Source organism: Knoellia locipacati (assembly GCF_044791685.1).
In the GTDB taxonomy this organism is placed as follows: domain Bacteria; phylum Actinomycetota; class Actinomycetes; order Actinomycetales; family Dermatophilaceae; genus Knoellia; species Knoellia locipacati_A.
In genome coordinates this window covers 3,551,739-3,569,095 of record NZ_CP087730.1, presented here as the reverse complement: position 1 = coordinate 3,569,095, position 17,357 = coordinate 3,551,739, and the positions used below count along the sequence as shown (strand labels likewise).

The window sequence follows — 17,357 nt, the reverse complement described above, 5'->3', positions numbered from 1 at the left end:
TCAGTCGTCGTCGCCCGTGCCGCGGCGGCGCAGCAGGTGCATGAGCCCGAACGCCACGACGGCCACGACGACGACCCCCACGAGACCGGCGAGGCCTCCCGACAGGCGGGCGTCGTCGACGCCGGCCGTGCCGTAGTCGGCGAACGGCGAACCGGCGCTGCGGTGCTCACCGGCAGTGTCGATGAAGCCCAGGCTCTCGGCGACGTGCTCGAGGCCGTCGGGGTGTCCCGACGCCCACGCCGAGACCACACCCGCGAGGATCGCGCAGACCGCCAGGCCGGCGACGACGAGACGGACCGTGGAGACACGACGGCGGGGAGCGCTGCTCATGCGTGGGCTCCTGACCGGATCTCGAGCTCGCGATCAGCCCGCAGTCCCCGTGCGCCGTGCACGAGGTCCGGGCGGGTGGCGATGATGCTGCCGACCGCGAGGAAGGTGATGATGCCCTCGCCGAGACCGATGAGGGTGTGCCACCCGAGCATGGCGACGACGAGATCACCAAGAGGGATCGGCGCGTGGCCGCCCACGGCATACAGGCCGGTGAAGGTCAGCGCGGCGGCCGGGACGGACAGGACCGCGGCCACGCCCGCGAGGGCCGGGACGATCGCGACGCCGGACGAGCGCGCGAGCCGTCGCAGCCCCACGAAGACCAGCCAGCCGGTCCAGACCCCGACGAGCCCCATGAGCACGATGTTGGTGCCGAGCGCGGTGATGCCGCCGTCGGCGAACAGCAGTGACTGGACCGCGAGGACGACGGTGAGGCACAGGGTCGCCGTCCACGGGCCCACGAGGACCGCCGCCAGGGCTCCTCCGAGGAGGTGTCCGGACGTCCCGGCACCGACCGGGAAGTTGAGCATCTGGGCGGCGAAGACGAAGACGGCGACGAGTCCGGCCAACGGCGCGGTCCGGTCGTCGAGCTCACGCCGCGCCCGGGCGAGGGCCAGCGCGACGCCGCCGGCCGCCACGGCCGCCGTGGCGAGGGATGTGGGGGCGTCGAGGAACCCGTCCGGGACGTGCATGTCGAGCCTTCCTTGTTGCCAAGTCTTTGCAACAAGAACTCTAGCCCGTGCCGCCCCCGACGACGGCGTCGCCCTTCGGGACGGTCGACGGGCGGGTCAGCCCCGGACCGATCGCGCCACCGGTCGAGTTCGTGGCCAGCACCATCGCGCGCTCCCCCGTGCGCCGGATCACCGACACCGACGCCGGGTCGACGTGGACCCGCTGGAGCCCGCCGAGGCCCGCCCCGATCGCGTCGGCCAGGACCGCCCTGATGGGGTCACCGTGGCTCACCGCCACCCACAGGGCGTCGGGCCCACGCTCGGCGGTGACCTCCTCGTCGATCCGGCGGATGGCGGCCACGGTCCGCTCCGCCATCTCGGAGAGTGACTCCGCGGCGTACCGGTCGCTCGCGGGGAACCGGGCCGACGCCGGGTCGTCCTGGACCGTGCGCCAGAGAGACTCCTTGACCAGCTCCGCGATGGGACGGCCCGTCCACGCTCCGTAGTGGCACTCGCCCAGGTCGTCCACGACCTCTGCGGTCGCACCCGGGAGCAGGAGCTCGGCGGTCTCGCGACAGCGCTGCAGCGGGCTCGTGACCAGGCGAGCCACGTCCACGTCGGCAAGGCGCCCGGCGAGGCGCTCCACGTCACCGCGTCCGCGGTCCGTGAGACCGACGCCCTCACTCCATCCCGCGAGGACGGCGTCGGCGTTGGCGGTCGAGTGCCCGTGTCGCACGAGCAGGAGCAGAGCCACGGCGCCCACTGTAGGCAACAATGACGCGGGTGATCATCGACAAGGCCCTCTACCGTGACGGCAGCCGGGATTCCTGCGGAGACCTCAGCGACGAGCTCGACGCCATCCGGGAGACGGGATCGGCCACCGACTTCATCTGGATCGGCCTCAAGGACCCCTCGATGGGGGAGCTCGAGCACGTCAACGAGGAGCTCGGGCTCGGCCTGCACCGGCTGGCCCTCGAGGACGCCGTCATGGGTCGCCAACGCGCCAAGATCGAGCTCTACGGCCACGACGTCTTCGTCGTCCTCAAGACCCTGAGCTACATCGAGGAGACCTCGGACGTCGAGACCGGCGAGCTCATGGTGCACGTGGGCGAGCACTTCGTCCTCACCATCCGCCGGGGTGAGCTGAGCCCCCTCTCCGGGGTGCGCAAGGGCCTCGAGGAGGACCCCGCCAAACTGAGGCTCGGGCCGATGGCGGCGCTGCACGCGATCATGGACCGGGTCGTCGACCAGTACCGCGAGATCGACGTCGAGCTCGCCCGCGACATCGACGAGATCGAGGAGGCGGTCTTCTCGGAGGGCTTGGTGTCCTCTGACTCGATCTATCGCCTCAAGCGCGAGATCCTGGAGTTCCGGCGGGCGATCACGCCCCTCATCTCGCCGCTGCGCATGCTGCACACGAGCCCGCGCTCACCCCTGCCGCACGACGAGCTCCGGCTGCTCTTCCGCGACATCGACGACCACCTCCACTTCGTGGCCGACCGGGTCGAGTCCTACGACCGGCTGCTCAGCGACGTCCTCAGCGCCAACCTCGCCAAGATCTCGGTGCAGCAGAACGCCGACATGCGCAAGATCTCGGCGTGGGTCGCCATTGCCGCCGTGCCGACGATGATCGCCGGCGTCTACGGGATGAACTTCGACTTCATGCCCGAGCTGCGCTGGCACTACGGCTACTTCCTCGTCCTCGCGGTCATGGCCTCGGCGTGCACGGGGCTCTTCGTGACCTTCAAGCGGGTCAAGTGGCTCTAGCCGTGACGCGGCTCAGGTCGCGCTGAGCCAGCCCGCTCCCAGCGCGAGGAACATGACCGCGCCGAGGACCACGCGGTAGGCGATGAACGAGATGAGCGAGTTGCTCTGGACGAACCTCAGCAGCCAGGCGATCGAGGCGTAGGCGACGACGAAGGCGACGACCATGCCGGTGATGATCGGTCCCACACCGAGGGCCTTGAGCGCCTCGACGTTGTCGAGCGTCTCGTAGATCCCGGCGCCGGTCAGCGCGGGGATCGCGAGGAAGAACGACAGCTCGGTCGAGGTGACGCGGTCGATGCCTCGCATGAGACCCGCCGAGATCGTGGCTCCTGAGCGCGAGACGCCGGGGACGAGCGAGAAGCACTGGACCAGACCGATGACGAGGCCGTCCTTGATCGTCAGGGCGTCCTCGCCCCGCTGCACGCCCGACTTCTCGAGGACGTCGTGGCGGCGCTCGGCGATCCACATCACGGCGCTCCACAGGATGAGCGCCCCTGCGACGACCCAGAGGCTGCGCAGCGGACCGGAGATGAGGTCCTTGAGGAGCAGCGCGACGACGACCACGGGGAGCGATCCGACGATGACCGCCCACGCGAGCTGGTAGTCGTGCTCCTGGCGCGCCTGCGCGCTGCGCAGGCCCGCGACCCAGGCGAGGAAGAGGCGGAGGATCTTCTTGCCGAAGTAGGTGAAAGTCGCGAGGATCGCACCGATCTGGATCAAGGCGGTGTATGCCGTCACGGCCGGTGCGTCCACCGGCATGCCGAGGAGCTTCTCGGCGATCGTGAGGTGGCCGGTCGACGAGACCGGGAGGTACTCGGTGAGGCCTTCGACGATGCCGAGGACGACGGACTGGAAGTAGCTGAGCTCGACGGCGGGGTCGGCAACGATCACGGTGCGGGGACTTCCTCGGCTGGGGACGGGACGATCTCGGACATGATGCGCAGGGTGTCGAGGCGTTCCTCGACGGTCAGCGCAAAGGGTGACACGCCCAAGGTGGTGACCCCCGCATCGGCATACCTGCCGACCCGCTCACGGATCCGCTCCGGTGGCCCGATGAGGGAGGTCGCGTCGATGAACTCGAAGGGCACGGCCGCGGCCGCGTCGCGGTGCTGGCCCGCGAGGAAGAGCTCCTGGACCCGGGCAGCCTCGTCCTCGAAGCCCATGCGGCAGGCGAGCTGGTTGTAGAAGTTCTTCTCGCGCGAGCCCATGCCCCCGATGTAGAGGGCGGAGTAGGCGGCGACCGCCTGGGCTCCCGCCTCCACGTCGTCGGTGACGACGACCGGCACCGTCGGGACGATGTCGAAACCGTCCATCGGGTCGTCCTCGCTCCCCCGGCCTGCCGCTCGTCGCCCCGTGGCGATCGACTCGAGGATGTCGCCCGAGTGCTCGGGCGAGAAGAAGATCGCGAGCCAGCCGTCGGCGATCTCGCCGGTGAGCTCGAGGTTCCTGGGCCCGACCGCGGCGAGGTAGATCGGCAGGTGCTGCTGGGTCGGCCGGATGGTCAGCTTGAGGGCCTTGCCCGGCCCGTCCGGCAGCGGCAGCGTGAAGTGCTCGCCGGCATACTCCACGCGCTCGCGCGCCAGCGCGCGGCGGACGATCTCGACGTACTCGCGCGTGCGGCCGAGGGGCTTGGTGAACCGGACGCCGTGCCAGCCCTCGCTCACCTGCGGACCGGAGACGCCCAACCCGAGGCGGAAGCGGCCGCCGGACAGGTGGTCGAGGGTCGCCGCGGTCATCGCCGTCATCGCAGGCGTCCGAGCAGGGATCTGCATGACGGCCGACCCGAGCCCGATCCGCTCGGTGCGGGCGCCGATCCAGGACAGGAACGTCACCGCGTCGCTGCCGTAGGCCTCGGCGACCCACGCGGAGTCGTAGCCGAGCCGGTCGGCCTCGGCGGCAAGGGCGAGCATGTCCTCGCTGGAGGACAGGCCCATGTAGCCGAGGTTCACCGCGAGTCGCATGGGCCCAACCGTAGTGGTGGACCACCCGTGCGACGTCCCGAGGTGGGCGCGGGGGAGTGCGAGGACGCGCCAGTCTCAGGTGGTGCGGTCGTCCTCGTCGCCGTCGTCCGACTCGTCGTCGAACTCCTCGTCGTCGAGACCGGCGTAGACGCCGTCGTCATCGTCGTCGTCCTCGTCGAGGTCCTGGTCCTCGTCGTCCTCGTCGTCGTCACCCTCGTCGGCGTCGTCACCGGTGTAGACGTCGAGCGGCGTCATCTCGCCGAAGGCCTCGTAGAGCGCGTTGTCGTAGGTCTCGAAGGCGTCGAGCAGGTCGTCGTAGGCCGCGGCCACCGTCGGGTCGTCCTCACCGCGACGCCCGGAGCAGGCCTCCAGGTGACGTTCGAAGGCGGAGACGAGGGAGGACAGGGCGGCACGCGGGTCGGCGCTCATGTCCTGAACGGTAGCGGACTCGTGCCCCACAATGTGTCGATGGTCGAGTACGAGTATCGGGTCCTCGTCTTTGGTCGCGACACGCGACGCGGAGACATCCGCCGCGCCCTGACCGAGCAGGCCGAGTACGGCCACTGGGAGCTCCACCGCACCCGGATCTACATCGGCGGCGTCACGCGAACCTGGTTGCGGCGCAAGATCATCCGCGTGCCGCGAGCCTCCTGAGGCGACCGAGCCGAGTCGCGGGGCCGGGGCTCAGCAGGTCTCGATGAGCCGCTGCAGGACCCGCGCGCCGAAGCGGAGCGACTCGGTCGGGACCCGCTCGTTGATGCCGTGGAACATCGGCGCGAAGTCGAGGTCCGCGGGCAGCCGCAGCGGCGCGAACCCGTAGCCCGTGATCCCCAGCAGCGACAGCGCCTTGTTGTCGGTGCCGCCGGACAGGCAGTACGGCAGGACCTCGGCGTCCGGGTCCTCGGCACGCAGGGCCGCCACCATGGCCTCGACGAGCTCACCCTCGAACGGGGCGTCGAGGGCGATGTCGCGGTGCAGCACCTGCACCTGCACGTGCTCCCCCACGAGCTCCTCGATGGTCCGCATGAGGTCCTCCTCGTGCCCGGGGAGGAAGCGGCAGTCCACGTTGGCGTGGGCCTGCTGCGGGATGACGTTGTGCTTGTAGCCGGCGTCGAGCATCGTCACGTTGCTCGTGTCCTGCAGCGTGCCCCGGACGAACCCCTGGGCACCGCCCAGGTGGTCGAGCAGCTCGTCGAGGTCCTCGTCCGAGTAGGCCACGCCCGTGATCTCGCTCAGCCGGTCCAGGAGGGTCCGGACCGACGGGATGAACTCACGCGGCCACTTGTGGGCGGCGAGACGGCTGATCGCCTCGGCGAGCCGGGCGATCGGGTTCTCGTCGTTGGGCACCGAGCCGTGACCGGCCCTGCCGGTGGCGGTGAGCCGGATCCAGGCGATGCCCTTCTCCGCGGTCTGGAGGAGGTAGGTGCGCTTCTCGCCGCCCTCGACCGTCGGCACGGTGACGCTGAAGCCACCCACCTCGCTGATCGCCTCGGTGACGCCCTCGAAGAGGTCGGGGCGGTGCTCGACGAGGTGGTGCGAACCGTGGACCCCGCCCGCCTCCTCGTCGGCGAAGAAGGCGATGACGAGGTCACGGGGCGGGACGATGCCCTCGCGCGCGATGTGCCGGACGCAGGCCAGGATCATCGCGTCCATGTCCTTCATGTCCACCGCTCCACGACCCCAGATACAGCCGTCCTTCTCGACGGCCCCGAACGGGTCGACCTCCCAGTCGTCGGCGTTGGCCGGGACGACGTCGAGGTGGCCGTGGATGCAGAGCGCCCCGCGGTCGCGGTCGGCCCCGGGGATCCGGACGACGACCGACGCGCGGCCGGGCAATGACTCGACGATCTCGGGCTCGAGCCCGACCTCGCGCAGCAGGTGGTCGACGTGGTCCGCAGCGGCCCGCTCCCCCGGCCCCGACCCGTCGCCGTAGTTCGACGTGTCGATCCGGATGAGGTCGCGGCAGATGTCGACGACCTCGTCCTCGGGGCGGCTGCTCGTGGTCTGCGTCATGCTCCTCAGAGTAGGCCGCGGGGCCGATTTCTCCTTGAGCCGGTATGCCGTGTAAAGTTCCCGCTCGTTGCAGGCACCGCCCCACGGGGCTTGCAGACACCTCGTCCGGGTGGCGGAAATGGCAGACGCGCTAGCTTGAGGTGCTAGTCCTCGTATAGAGGGTGGGGGTTCAAGTCCCCCCTCGGACACCGATACGCCCCGAGTTCCTGCAGGTCAGGAGCTCGGGGCGTTTCTCGTGTGCGCCATCGGGAGCGGGACTCGTGACTCGTTCGGGTCATTGACCCATCCAGGGCGCTCGGGAAGCATCCGATCCGAGTCGGCGCCCGCCGCGGTGCTGCCCGCGAGGAGTGGACATGAGCCGATCCCGTTTCGCCGCCGTCGCCGTCGCCGCCGCCGCGATCGCCCTCGTGGGGGCGCTGGCCGTGCCCGCCGCCGGCAGCCCGGCCCCATCCGGTCCACCCGTCCTTCCCGACGTCATCGAGGAGGTGCCCTCGCACCTTCAGGTCCAGAACACCCAGCAGGGCGAGTGGCTGCGCTTCACGACGGTGCACATCAACGTCGGGGAGGGCAACCTCCAGGTCCGCGGCGGCGACCAGGTCGAGCCCTGCGACATCGACGGGACGCACTACGAGCAGTGCACCGTCGCCACCCAGGAGCTCCTCGACGCCTCGGGCACCATCGTGGAGACGCAGCCGGCGGGGGCGGCGGTCTTCCACCCGGAGCACAACCACTGGCACCAGTCGGCGGTGGCCGAGTTCGCCGTCCGGTCCACGCTCACGGGTCCGGACCTCGTCGACGGGGAGAAGATCACGTTCTGCTTCGTCGACGTCGAGTTCACCGGCGCCACCGGCTCGCTCAAGAAGGCCCAGCCGCGCACCTACTTCGAGTGCAACGGCGACCTCCAGGGACTGGCCGCCGGCTGGGCCGACAGCTATCACCAGTCCACGCCGCTCCAGGAGCTCGACATCACCGGCCTGGCCGCTGGGACCTACTACCTCACCCACCTGGCCGACCCCGACAACCACTGGCGCGAGAGCGACGAGCTCAACAACTTCACGTGGGTGCGCTTCCAGCTCTCCCGCAAGGGCGCCAATCCCGAGGTCACGGTGCTCGACCACTCACCGTGCATCCCCGCGGTGATCTGCGGCTTCGGCGGCAACCCCTGAGCTGCTCCCGCTGAGGACCTTGCGGTTGCGCACGATCATCCCGAACACGGCGGCGATGGGGAACATGAGGACGCCGTAGACCGCTGCCGGGATCGACATCTGCGCATTGCCCAGCACGGTGATCGCCATGGCGATGGCGAGGGTGCTGTTGTGGATGCCGATCTCGAACCCGCTGGCCACGGCCTGGTCCTCGGACAGACCGAGGCGACGCGGGACGGCATACCCGATCGACAGGGACAGGATGCAGAAGATCGCCGCGATGAGACCCACCTCGGCGAGGTAGTCCGAGATGTTCTCGCGCTCGGTCCACATGGCCGCGAGGACGACGAGGACGAGCATGATCGCCGACGCGGTGCGCACCGGCCGGTCCATGCGGTCGGCGAACTCCGGGGAGCGTCGACGGACGAACATGCCGATGACGACCGGGATGAGCACGATCGCGAAGATCTGGAGCAGCTTGTCGAGCTGGAGCCCGATGCTCTCGCCCTCGTCGACGAAGTGACCGATCGCCCAGTTCGTCACGAGCGGCAGCGAGATCACGGCGATGAGCGAGTTGATCGCGGTGAGGGTGATGTTGAGCGCGACGTCGCCGCGGAAGAGGTGGCTGTAGAGGTTGGCCGTCGTGCCGCCCGGCGACGCGGCGAGGATCATGAAGCCCACGGCGAGCAGCGGGGAGAGCCCGAACAGCTCGACGAGCCCGAAGGCGATGACGGGGAGGACGAGCAGCTGGCACACGAGGGCCGTCGTCACGGCCCGGGGGTTCTGCCGCACCCGGCGGAAGTCGGCGGGCGTGAGGGAGAGGCCGAGGCCGAACATGATGACGGCCAGCGGGATCGGCAGCCCGATCGTGAGAAGCGCGGAATCCATGGGCCGGACGGTACCGCCCGGACGCCCGGCTCAGGGCTGGTACGCCTCGGCAGCCTCACGGAGTGTGGCCAACGGCTCAGCCAGCGCGGCCGCTCCGGGCTGGGTCAGCTCGCCCTGCTCGGCCGCCTGGCTCAGCTCGCCCTCGATGTCGCCGACGAGCGACCTCACCTTGTCGCCGTCCTCGTCGCGGACCGCCTTGTCGATGTCGCGCAGCTTGTCCTCGATCGTGGACGCCACGTCAGCGTCGATGTCCCTGGACTGGCGCACATCGCGCAGGCTGGACCCGAAGGCCGAGGCCGCGTCGGTCACCGCCTTGCCGGTGTCGGCGGGCGCCGAGGGTGTCGCCGACTGAGTGGGCGTCGTCGTCACGGTGACCGTCGGGTTCGGGGTCTCCGTCGTGGGGGTGGGCGTCTCGGACGGGGCCTCGGACGACTGGGAGACCGACGGCGTCGGGGTGGGAGTCGTTGTGGTGGCTCCCGGGTCGTCGTTCCCCTGGAGCGCAAACCAGATACCCGCGGCCGCGATGGCTGCGGCGAGCAGGAGGAGCCAGATCCAGGCGCGGGAACCACGCTCCTCCGGCTCGCGTTCGGTCCGGTATGCCGGCTCGTATGCCGGCTCGCTCCAGCGCTCCGGGGGCGGCGCGGGGCTCGGGACGACCGTCGTCGGCGCCACCGCGGCGGGAGCGGCCGGGAGGACCTCCGTCAGGGCCGGCGCGCGGTGCGACCGCAGCAGCTCGGCCACCTCACGCCCGGACTGAGGGCGGTGGGCCGGGTCCTTGGCAAGCAGCGCGGCGACCAGGGCAGCGAGGTCGGCAGGCGTGTCCGGGCGCAGGTCGCGCACGTCCGGCGGCACGTCGTGGGCGTGCTTCATGAGGATGGCGACCGGGGTCGTCGCCGAGAACGGCGGCGTGCCGGTGAGCAGGGTCGTGAGGACGCACCCGAGGGCATAGAGGTCTGCTCGGGCGTCCACCCGCTGACCCGTGGCCTGCTCGGGCGCGAGGTACTCGGCCGTGCCGACGATCGTGTCGGTCATCGTCAGCTGGTGGCCCTGCCCGAGGGCCTCGTCGACGAGCTGGGTGATGCCGAAGTCGAGGACCTTGGCCGTGCCGTCGGAGGAGTAGGCGATGTTGCCGGGCTTGATGTCGCGGTGCACGATGCCCGCGTCATGCGCGGCCTGGAGGGCGCTGGCGACCTCGTCGCCGATGATCCGCACCTCCTCGACCGGCAGTGGTCCGGAGTCGCGGACCTGCTCGGCCAGCGTCGGTCCCGGGAGGAGCTCCATGACGAGGTAGGCCGTGTGGTCCTCGACGCCCGTGTCGAAGACGGTGACGATGTGAGGATGGTTGAGGGCGGCGGTCGCCCGCGCCTCGCGGCGGAACCTCTCCCCCGCGTTGTCGCTGTCCGGGCCGGTCAGGTCGAGCGTCTTGACGGCCACCTCGCGACCGAGCATCTCGTCCTGCGCCCGCCACACGACTGCCATGCCGCCTCGCCCCAGCGGGGCACCGAGTCGATAGCGGCCGCCGAGCAGCCGCCCTTGCGTCTGGGTCATCCTTCTCCTCGCGTATGGGCGCTCCTCGACCCTAGTCCCTCCCGTAGCCTGTGAGCGTGCTGCCCCACATCACCGCCACGCGGTTCGTCACCCCGCTTCGCGAGGGCGGGTCCCTCCCCGGCATCGTCGAGGGTTCTGACGACGGCACCTACGTCGTGAAGTTCCGCGGTGCCGGTCAGGGCCTCAAGGTGCTCGTGGCCGAGGTCATCGTCGGCGAGCTCGCGCGTCGTCTCGGGATCCGGGTCCCCGTCATGGCCATCATCGACATGCCGGTCGCCATCGCGCGCTACGAGGCCGACGAGGAGGTCCAGGACCTGCTCAACGCCAGTCCCGGCAACAACCTCGCGGTCGACTTCCTCCCCGGGTCGTTCGGCTACGACGGGTCGCGACCACCGACGCCCGACGAGGCAGCGGACATCGTCTGGCTCGACGCCTTCACCGCCAACGTCGACCGCACGTGGTCCAACCCCAACCTCCTCGTCTGGCACCGGCAGGTGTGGGTCATCGACCATGGCGCGGCGATCTGGTTCCACCACTCGTGGCCCAGCCGCGGCGCTGACGCCGCGCGCTTCGCGGCCCAACCGTTCGACACCTCCGACCACGTCCTCGGGGACGTCGTCGGCGACCTCGCCGCCGCGCACGCCCGGGCCTCGGCGGTGCTGACCCAGGACGTCCTCACCCATGTGGTCGACCTCGTGCCCGACGAGTGGCTCGAGCCGGCGCCCGGCCTCGAGGACACCGCTGCGGTGCGCGCGGCCTATGTCGAGCACCTGACCCGGCGGCTCGAGAATGCCGGCGCCTGGTGGGAGGCGGCGGCATGAGCGCCCACCCCTACCAGTACGTCATCCTCCGGTGCGTGCCCCGAGTCGACCGTGGCGAGTGCCTCAACGTCGGCGTGGTCCTGTACTCGCAGTCGGCCGGGTTCCTCCGGGCCGCCTGCCACGTCGACGAGGACCGGCTGCGCGCGTTCGCGCCGGACGTCGACGTCGAGGCCGTGCTCGCCTCGCTCGCGGTCGTCGACGACGTCTGCGCCGGAACCGGTGGTGGCGGCCGACCGAGCCTGTCGACCCCGGGCAAGCGCTTCGGCTGGCTCAGCGCGCCCCGCAGCACGGTGATCCAGCCGTCCGGCGTCCACGGCGGTGCGGCGCAGGACCCGGGGGCCGAGCTCCAGACTCTCCTCGACCACTTCGTCCGCTGACCCAGCAGAGGATGGCGGCTGCCTGCGGATCGCCCTCTCTCTGACCACGCCCGCAGATGGCTCCCTTCTGCATCAAGGCGTGGCCAAGGGTCGCAGGTGAGAGGGACTTTCTGCCCACCTGCATGCGTCGTCCCGTTCCAAGCCGGCCACCAGCGAGGCGGTAACCCCTGCGCGGATCCTCCCCCGCAGGAGGCGGACTGATCCCGGTCGGCAGGACCATGGCCTGGGCGGCGTCCTGGCGACACCGGGCAGCATTCCCACAGGATCCGGTGCAGCCGGCTGCCACAAACAGGGCAACGGGTGACCGACGACCGGAGGAGCCCCTGCAGGACGAGGCAGGCGGGCCTGGTTCACGCGGTTGCGCCAGAGGTGAAGGTGCTCGGCGAGCCACGGACTTCTCGTCCGAAGCTGTGCTTATCATGGCGCCCCACGACCCATCGGAGTGACCAGATGACGAGACGGTTGCACACCGCTCGGCCGACCACCCTGGTGACGGCGCTCGCCGCCGGCGTGGCGCTCGTCCTGGTGGTCACCTTGGTGGACCCCCGTTCAGGGCTGGCCCAGTCGGTCGGGAACCTGGGCATTCTCGTCGCCGTGGTGACGGCCTGTGCCTCCTGCGTGCTCGCCGCGCGGCGAGGCGGTCCGGCGGCGCGCGCCTGGACCGCCTTCGCGGTCTCGACGGGGCTCTGGGCCATCGGCCAAGCGATGTACACGGCTTTCGGCATCACCCGAAGCCACGTGTACCCGTTCCCATCCTGGGCCGACCTGTTCTTCCTCAGCTATGTCGTACCAGCGGCCGTCGGTCTCCTCCTCCTGCCGCGCGGCCAGCAGCGTCAGGGCGCGCGTCTGAGGCTGGTTCTGGATGCCCTGCTCATCGCGCTCAGCGTCCTTCTCGTCAGCTGGGCCGTGGTCCTCGGAGACCTCATCGACGTCACCAGCACCGATCTCGGAAGCGTGGTCTCGATCAGCTACCCGGCCATCGATCTCGTGCTGGCCTCGTTGGTTCTGGTGCTGGGGCTGAGAGTCGGGAACCGGGCCCGGGGCACCTGGGTCGTTCTCGGCCTGGGTCTCCTGGCCCTTGCCCTCACGGACACCGCCTACGTCAGCATGCTCGCCCATGGAGAGACCGCTCTCACGGGTACCTGGTTGGCGACGGGATGGATGATCGGCATGGCGCTGGTGGCGGTGGCCGCACACTCGGATCAGCCGGCTCTCGACGAATCGAGCGGAGCCCATTTCAGTGTGCTTCAGGAGCTGTTGCCCTACCTGCCCTTCGCGATCGCCCTCGCCATGGGACTCGCCCAGTCGTCCGATGACGCGTTCCTCGCTGGGCTCGGAGCCGCGGTCCTGGCTGTCTTTCTGGTGCAGCAGGTGGCCGTCGCCGTGGAGAAGGTGGCACTGACCGTAGGGCTGGAGGACCGGGTTACGGCGCGCACACGGGAAGTTGAGGCCTCGCGCGCCGAGGCCGTGGCGGCGACGAACGCCAAGGGCGACTTCCTCGCGACGATGAGCCACGAGATCCGGACCCCGATGAACGGGGTGATCGGGCTCACCGACCTCCTCCTCCACACCGAGCTGGACGAGGACCAGCGGCTCTACACCAGTGGAATCCGAGGGGCAGGTGAGGCGCTGCTCGCGATCATCGACGACATCTTGGACTTCTCCAAGCTCGACGCCGACAAGGCGGAGCTCGAGGTCATGGACTTCGACCCTGCGATGTTGGTGGAGGAGGTTGGCTCGCTGTTGGCCGTGGCCGCTGCCGGAAAGGACATCGAGCTGATCGCCTTCGCCGAGCCGGGCATCCCGACTCCGCTGCACGGTGATCCGCGCCGGATCCGGCAGGCACTGCTGAACCTCGCCGGCAACGCGTTGAAGTTCACCCACGATGGCCAAGTGGTGATCACGGCTTTCGCCGTTCCGTCCCCTGACCCTCTGTCCACGCTCCTGCGGTTCGAGGTCCAGGACACCGGCATCGGCATCTCTACCGAGGACCAAGCGCGCCTCTTCCAGCCGTTCTCGCAGGCAGATGCCTCCACGACCCGTCGGTTCGGCGGCACCGGACTGGGGTTGGCCATCTCGAAGCGTCTGGTCGAACTGATGGGTGGGGACTTCGGTCTGGTCAGCGAGGTGGGGGCCGGAAGCACCTTCTGGTTCACCGTTCCGCTGTCGGCGCCGGCCGGCGGTCAGGCCGAGCCGCAGCCCCACCCGGGGGCGCTGAGCGGCCGCCGGGTCCTCGTCGTCGACGACAACCAGACCAACCGGCTCGTCGTCTCGGCGCAGGTGGCCGGTTGGGGGCTGCGAGCGGATGTGGCGGCGACCGCCGCGGCGGCGCTGCAGATGATGCGCGAGGCTGCTGCCGAGGACGACCCCTACTGGGCGGTGTTGCTCGACATGCGGATGCCGGACGTCGATGGCCTGGGCCTTGCCCGCCAGATCGCCGCGGACCCCACGCTGGCAGGAACCCTGAAGGTCATGCTGAGCTCGGTCGGTCTCCTCCTCGACACGACGACTGCTCCGCTGCTCGACGCCCACCTCACGAAGCCCGTCCGCGCCTCCGAGCTCTTCGCCGCACTGATGCGGCTCGCTCTCCCGGACACCTCCACCCCCGCCCCCACCGTACGCGCGGCATCCCCGGGCACGAAGGGCACGAACGGCGGGCGCCGAGGCCGGATCCTGGTGGCCGAGGACCACGAGATCAACCGCATCGTGGCGGAGGGGTTGCTGACCCGGCTCGGGTACGACTCGGTGATGGTGAACGACGGCGAGCAGGCTCTTCGCGCGCTCGCTGCCGAACCGTTCGATGCCGTCCTCATGGATTGCCACATGCCGGTCCTGGACGGGTACGCGGCCACGGTCGCCCTGCGCGAGCGCGAGCGCGGCGGTGCTCGCACACCGGTCATCGCCATGACTGCGGGTGTCCTCAAGGACGAGAGGGCCCGCTGCATGCAGGTCGGCATGGACGACTTCGTGCCGAAGCCCGTCGATCCGGAGGCGCTCGGCCGGGTGCTGGCGCACTGGACGCGCGGTGCTCTCGCCGACCGTCAGGTCGTGGACGAGCATCCGGTCGACAGCGCTGTTCTTCAGTCCAGCAGGGTCGCGGTTCTTCGTGCGCTCGGTCCCGATGACGGGTGGGGAGTCTTCCCGGCCGCGAGCGAGGCGTTCCTGGACGACGTCCCGGGACTGCTGCAGGGGATGCGTGCTGCCCTGAGACAGGACGACACGACATCCATGGGTGAACTCGCACACAGACTCCGGGGAGGGGCGGGCAACCTCGGAGCCGACCGTGTCGCGCTGGCCTGCAGCGCGCTCGAGCAGGTCGTTCCCGGGGACACCCCCGCGGCAGACCTGACTGCCGCGCTCGCCCGGCTCGAGGACGAAGTCAGGTTGGCAGCGGACGCGATCGGTCGCGTGCTCGCCGGGCGGTCTGTCCCGTGACCCCGCGCCGCGTCCTGCTCATCGACGACGACTTCAGCATCCGGCTGGTCGCCCAGGCCTGCCTGGAGAGGGCCGGCTGGGAGGTCAGCACAGCCGCCAGCGGGCCCGAGGGGATGGTCATGGCCGAGACGGAGCAGCCGGAGGTCATCCTTCTCGACGTGATGATGCCCGGCATGGACGGCCCGGCGACCTTGACCCGCCTGCAGTGCAACGCCCGCACCCGCGGCATTCCGGTCGTCCTGCTCACGGCCACCCTGCCCACCAGCGACGAGCCGCCGTGGAAGGGACTGCCCGTGGCCGGCGTGCTCCCCAAGCCGTTCGACCCGGCCCTGCTCCCCGCCCAGATCACCAGCATGCTCGGTGGCGTGCCGTGACAGACGCCGCGCCGCCCCCTGAGGTTGCACCCGGTCTGCTGTCGCTGGCGGGAATCTGGCAGCAGGTGCAGGCGACCGTCCTCTCCGCCGTTGACGAGATCGAGGACGCCGTCGCTGCAGCATTGGAGGGTCGGTTGGACGAGGAGAGCCGGCTCGCGGCGACCCGGGCCGCGCACAAGCTGACCGGCTCCTCGGGCACTTTCGGCTTCCACCGCGCGTCCGAGCTGGCGCGCGAGCTGGAGTCGATGTTCGCGGTGCCGCCCGCGGACTCCGCAACCGCCACCCGATTCGGTGAGCGGGCGGCAGCCCTCACCGAGGTTCTGCGGGCCGAGCTTGAGGCGCCGTTCACGCCGGGCCAGCCCCCGGAGGACGTGGACGGGTTGCGGCTGCTGGTGGTGAGTGCCGATCCTCTCCTGCGCACCAACCTCTGCTCGGCGGCGAGCGCGAGGGGTATCCCCTGCCGTGGGGTCAAGGACGTCGCAGCGGCCCGCCGGGTTCTCGACGACGGGAGACCCCATGCCGTCCTCCTCGACATGTCGGGGCACGGCTCCGAGGAGCTCACGCTGATGCGCGAGCTGAACGCGCACACGTCCGCGGTGCGGGTCCTGGTCATCGCCGACGGCCGGCAATCGCTCGATCGGGTCGAAGCGGCCCGTGCCGGTGCGGTCGCCTTTCTGTCGAGGACGTTGTCGGCTGACCGCATGGTCGAGGCAGTGGCCGCGACCGGCGACCGCCACCACGAGACCCGGGCGACGCTGCTGGCAGTGGACGACGATCCCGCGCTGCTCGCGGCCCTTGCGGGGCTCTTTCGAGACCGGTCGCTGCAGCTTCGTACGCTCTCGGACCCCAACCGCTTCTGGGAGGCGCTGGTCGAGACGCCACCCGACTTGTTGCTGTTGGACCTCGACATGCCCGGAATCGGCGGCCTGGAGCTCTGTCGACTGCTGCGCGCCGACCCGCGCTGGCAAGCGCTGCCTGTGCTCGTCCTGACCGCCTCCACGGATCGGGAGACCGTGCGGGCGGTCTTCGAGGCCGGTGCCGACGACTACGTCATGAAGCCCGTGGTGGGGCCTGAACTGACCAGCCGCGTCAGCAACCGGCTCGAGCGGGTCAGGCTCTATCGGCAGATGGCGGAGAGTGACCCGCTCACCGGCTTGGCGAACCGACGCAAGTTCGAGACGGAAGTCGACCGGCTGCGAGCCATGTCGAAGCGGTTCGACGAGCCACTGTCCTTTGCGATCCTCGACCTTGACCGGTTCAAACGCGTCAACGACGCGCACGGCCATGTCACTGGCGACCGAGTGCTCGCCCGCCTGGCCGGCATACTCACCGGGCTCTTTCGCGCGGAGGATGCCGTCGCGAGATGGGGAGGCGAGGAGTTCGCTCTGGCGATGTACGGCATGGGCCGCGAGGACGCGGTCGCTCGGATCGCCACGGCCCTGGAGTCGTTCCGGAGCCAGCGGTTCCCGGTCGATGTCGGACCGCCCCTCCGACTGACCTTCAGCGCAGGGGTGGCGCAGTTCGACGGGGAAAATGCAGCCGACCTGCGCACGGTCTATCGCCATGCCGACGAGGCTCTGGTGCGGGCGAAGGCCGGTGGCGGTGACCGCGTTGTCCCGCACGGCGTTCGCGCAGGTGACGACGGGGTCTACGACGTCATCGTGGTCGAGGACGACCCCGCGATGGTGGCCCTGCTCAGCCATGCCCTCGAGACGCACGGCTATCGCAGCCTTGCGATCAGCGATGGCCGAGTCGCGCTGCGTCGACTGACCGGGCCCTCGCGCGTGCACGGACGGGTGATCGTGCTGGACGTCGACCTCCCCGGGCTCAGCGGCCTCGACCTGCTGCCGCAACTGGGGCGGGCTGGGATCTTGGACCGCTCCAAGGTCATCATGTTGACCGCACGCTCCGGTGAGACAGAGACGCTCGCGGCCCTGGGCAACGGCGCCGTGGACCATGTGGCGAAGCCGTTCAGCGTGCCTGTACTCATGCAGCGGCTGCGCCGCGCCCTGGCCGGGTGAGCTCGCGGT

The 17,357-nt window shown here is 70.2% G+C and carries 17 protein-coding genes and 1 tRNA gene; 9 read left to right on the top strand and 9 right to left on the bottom strand.

Going from position 1 to position 17,357, the window contains the following annotated elements:
- From LL946_RS16750 to LL946_RS16740, 3 genes are read right to left on the bottom strand one after another with little or no spacing between them, the layout of a single operon-like run.
- Complete coding sequence (locus tag LL946_RS16750; RefSeq protein ID WP_404382669.1) at positions 1–330, bottom strand: PDGLE domain-containing protein; 330 nt, start codon at positions 328–330, stop codon at positions 1–3.
- A complete protein-coding gene (locus LL946_RS16745; RefSeq protein ID WP_404382667.1) occupies positions 327–1,019 on the bottom strand; it encodes an energy-coupling factor ABC transporter permease in 693 nt (230 codons plus the stop codon). Before LL946_RS16745 ends, LL946_RS16750 begins: the two co-directional genes overlap by 4 nt.
- Before the next feature lie 40 nt (positions 1,020–1,059).
- Positions 1,060–1,752, bottom strand: coding sequence for an MSMEG_4193 family putative phosphomutase (locus LL946_RS16740; RefSeq protein WP_404382665.1), 693 nt, complete (start codon positions 1,750–1,752; stop codon positions 1,060–1,062).
- 29 nt (positions 1,753–1,781) lie between these two features.
- Between LL946_RS16740 and LL946_RS16735 the strand changes: the two genes are divergently transcribed.
- Positions 1,782–2,765, top strand: a complete 984-nt coding sequence (locus LL946_RS16735; protein WP_404382663.1) for a magnesium and cobalt transport protein CorA — start codon at positions 1,782–1,784, stop codon at positions 2,763–2,765.
- A 12-nt stretch (positions 2,766–2,777) separates the two neighbouring features.
- Here LL946_RS16735 and LL946_RS16730 read toward each other — a convergent pair whose 3' ends face one another.
- From LL946_RS16730 to LL946_RS16720, 3 genes are all read right to left on the bottom strand, one after another.
- The gene (locus LL946_RS16730; RefSeq protein ID WP_404382661.1) at positions 2,778–3,656 is read right to left on the bottom strand and encodes an undecaprenyl-diphosphate phosphatase; all 879 of its coding nucleotides are present in this window, start codon (positions 3,654–3,656) and stop codon (positions 2,778–2,780) included.
- Positions 3,653–4,726, bottom strand: coding sequence for an LLM class F420-dependent oxidoreductase (locus tag LL946_RS16725; protein ID WP_404382659.1), 1,074 nt, complete (start codon positions 4,724–4,726; stop codon positions 3,653–3,655). Before LL946_RS16725 ends, LL946_RS16730 begins: the two co-directional genes overlap by 4 nt.
- Positions 4,727–4,801: 75 nt before the next feature.
- On the bottom strand, positions 4,802–5,155 hold the full coding sequence (locus LL946_RS16720; protein WP_404382657.1) for a hypothetical protein: 354 nt from the start codon (positions 5,153–5,155) through the stop codon (positions 4,802–4,804).
- Positions 5,156–5,194: 39 nt separating this feature from the next.
- Between LL946_RS16720 and LL946_RS16715 the strand changes: the two genes are divergently transcribed.
- On the top strand, positions 5,195–5,380 hold the full coding sequence (locus tag LL946_RS16715; protein ID WP_147065665.1) for a DUF5703 family protein: 186 nt from the start codon (positions 5,195–5,197) through the stop codon (positions 5,378–5,380).
- Between the two features lie 30 nt (positions 5,381–5,410).
- Here the strand turns inward: LL946_RS16715 and LL946_RS16710 are convergent, their stop codons facing one another.
- Positions 5,411–6,739, bottom strand: coding sequence for a M20/M25/M40 family metallo-hydrolase (locus LL946_RS16710; protein ID WP_404382655.1), 1,329 nt, complete (start codon positions 6,737–6,739; stop codon positions 5,411–5,413).
- 103 nt (positions 6,740–6,842) lie between these two features.
- Here LL946_RS16710 and LL946_RS16705 point away from each other — a divergent pair.
- A tRNA-Leu gene (locus tag LL946_RS16705) sits at positions 6,843–6,927 on the top strand.
- Positions 6,928–7,092: 165 nt separating this feature from the next.
- Positions 7,093–7,905, top strand: a complete 813-nt coding sequence (locus LL946_RS16700; RefSeq protein ID WP_404382653.1) for a lysyl oxidase family protein — start codon at positions 7,093–7,095, stop codon at positions 7,903–7,905.
- Here the strand turns inward: LL946_RS16700 and LL946_RS16695 are convergent.
- Positions 7,858–8,772, bottom strand: coding sequence for a bile acid:sodium symporter family protein (locus tag LL946_RS16695; protein WP_404382651.1), 915 nt, complete (start codon positions 8,770–8,772; stop codon positions 7,858–7,860). The genes LL946_RS16700 and LL946_RS16695 overlap by 48 nt on opposite strands.
- 30 nt (positions 8,773–8,802) lie before the next feature.
- Entirely contained in the window at positions 8,803–10,320 is a 1,518-nt protein-coding gene (locus tag LL946_RS16690; protein WP_404382649.1) for a serine/threonine-protein kinase, read from the bottom strand.
- 56 nt (positions 10,321–10,376) lie between these two features.
- On the opposite strand from LL946_RS16690, the gene LL946_RS16685 reads away from it, so the two are divergent.
- The 5 genes from LL946_RS16685 (at position 10,377) to LL946_RS16665 (ending at position 17,348) form a co-directional block, all read left to right on the top strand.
- Complete coding sequence (locus tag LL946_RS16685; protein ID WP_404382647.1) at positions 10,377–11,141, top strand: HipA family kinase; 765 nt, start codon at positions 10,377–10,379, stop codon at positions 11,139–11,141.
- Complete coding sequence (locus tag LL946_RS16680) at positions 11,138–11,518, top strand: DUF3037 domain-containing protein (protein WP_404382645.1); 381 nt, start codon at positions 11,138–11,140, stop codon at positions 11,516–11,518. The genes LL946_RS16685 and LL946_RS16680 overlap by 4 nt, the downstream gene beginning before the upstream one ends.
- Before the next feature lie 369 nt (positions 11,519–11,887).
- A complete protein-coding gene (locus tag LL946_RS16675; protein ID WP_404382643.1) occupies positions 11,888–14,953 on the top strand; it encodes a response regulator in 3,066 nt (1,021 codons plus the stop codon).
- Positions 14,950–15,327, top strand: coding sequence for a response regulator (locus LL946_RS16670; RefSeq protein WP_404382641.1), 378 nt, complete (start codon positions 14,950–14,952; stop codon positions 15,325–15,327). The genes LL946_RS16675 and LL946_RS16670 overlap by 4 nt, the downstream gene beginning before the upstream one ends.
- Positions 15,324–17,348, top strand: a complete 2,025-nt coding sequence (locus tag LL946_RS16665; RefSeq protein ID WP_404382639.1) for a response regulator — start codon at positions 15,324–15,326, stop codon at positions 17,346–17,348. The genes LL946_RS16670 and LL946_RS16665 overlap by 4 nt, the downstream gene beginning before the upstream one ends.
- Positions 17,349–17,357: the final 9 nt, after the last annotated feature.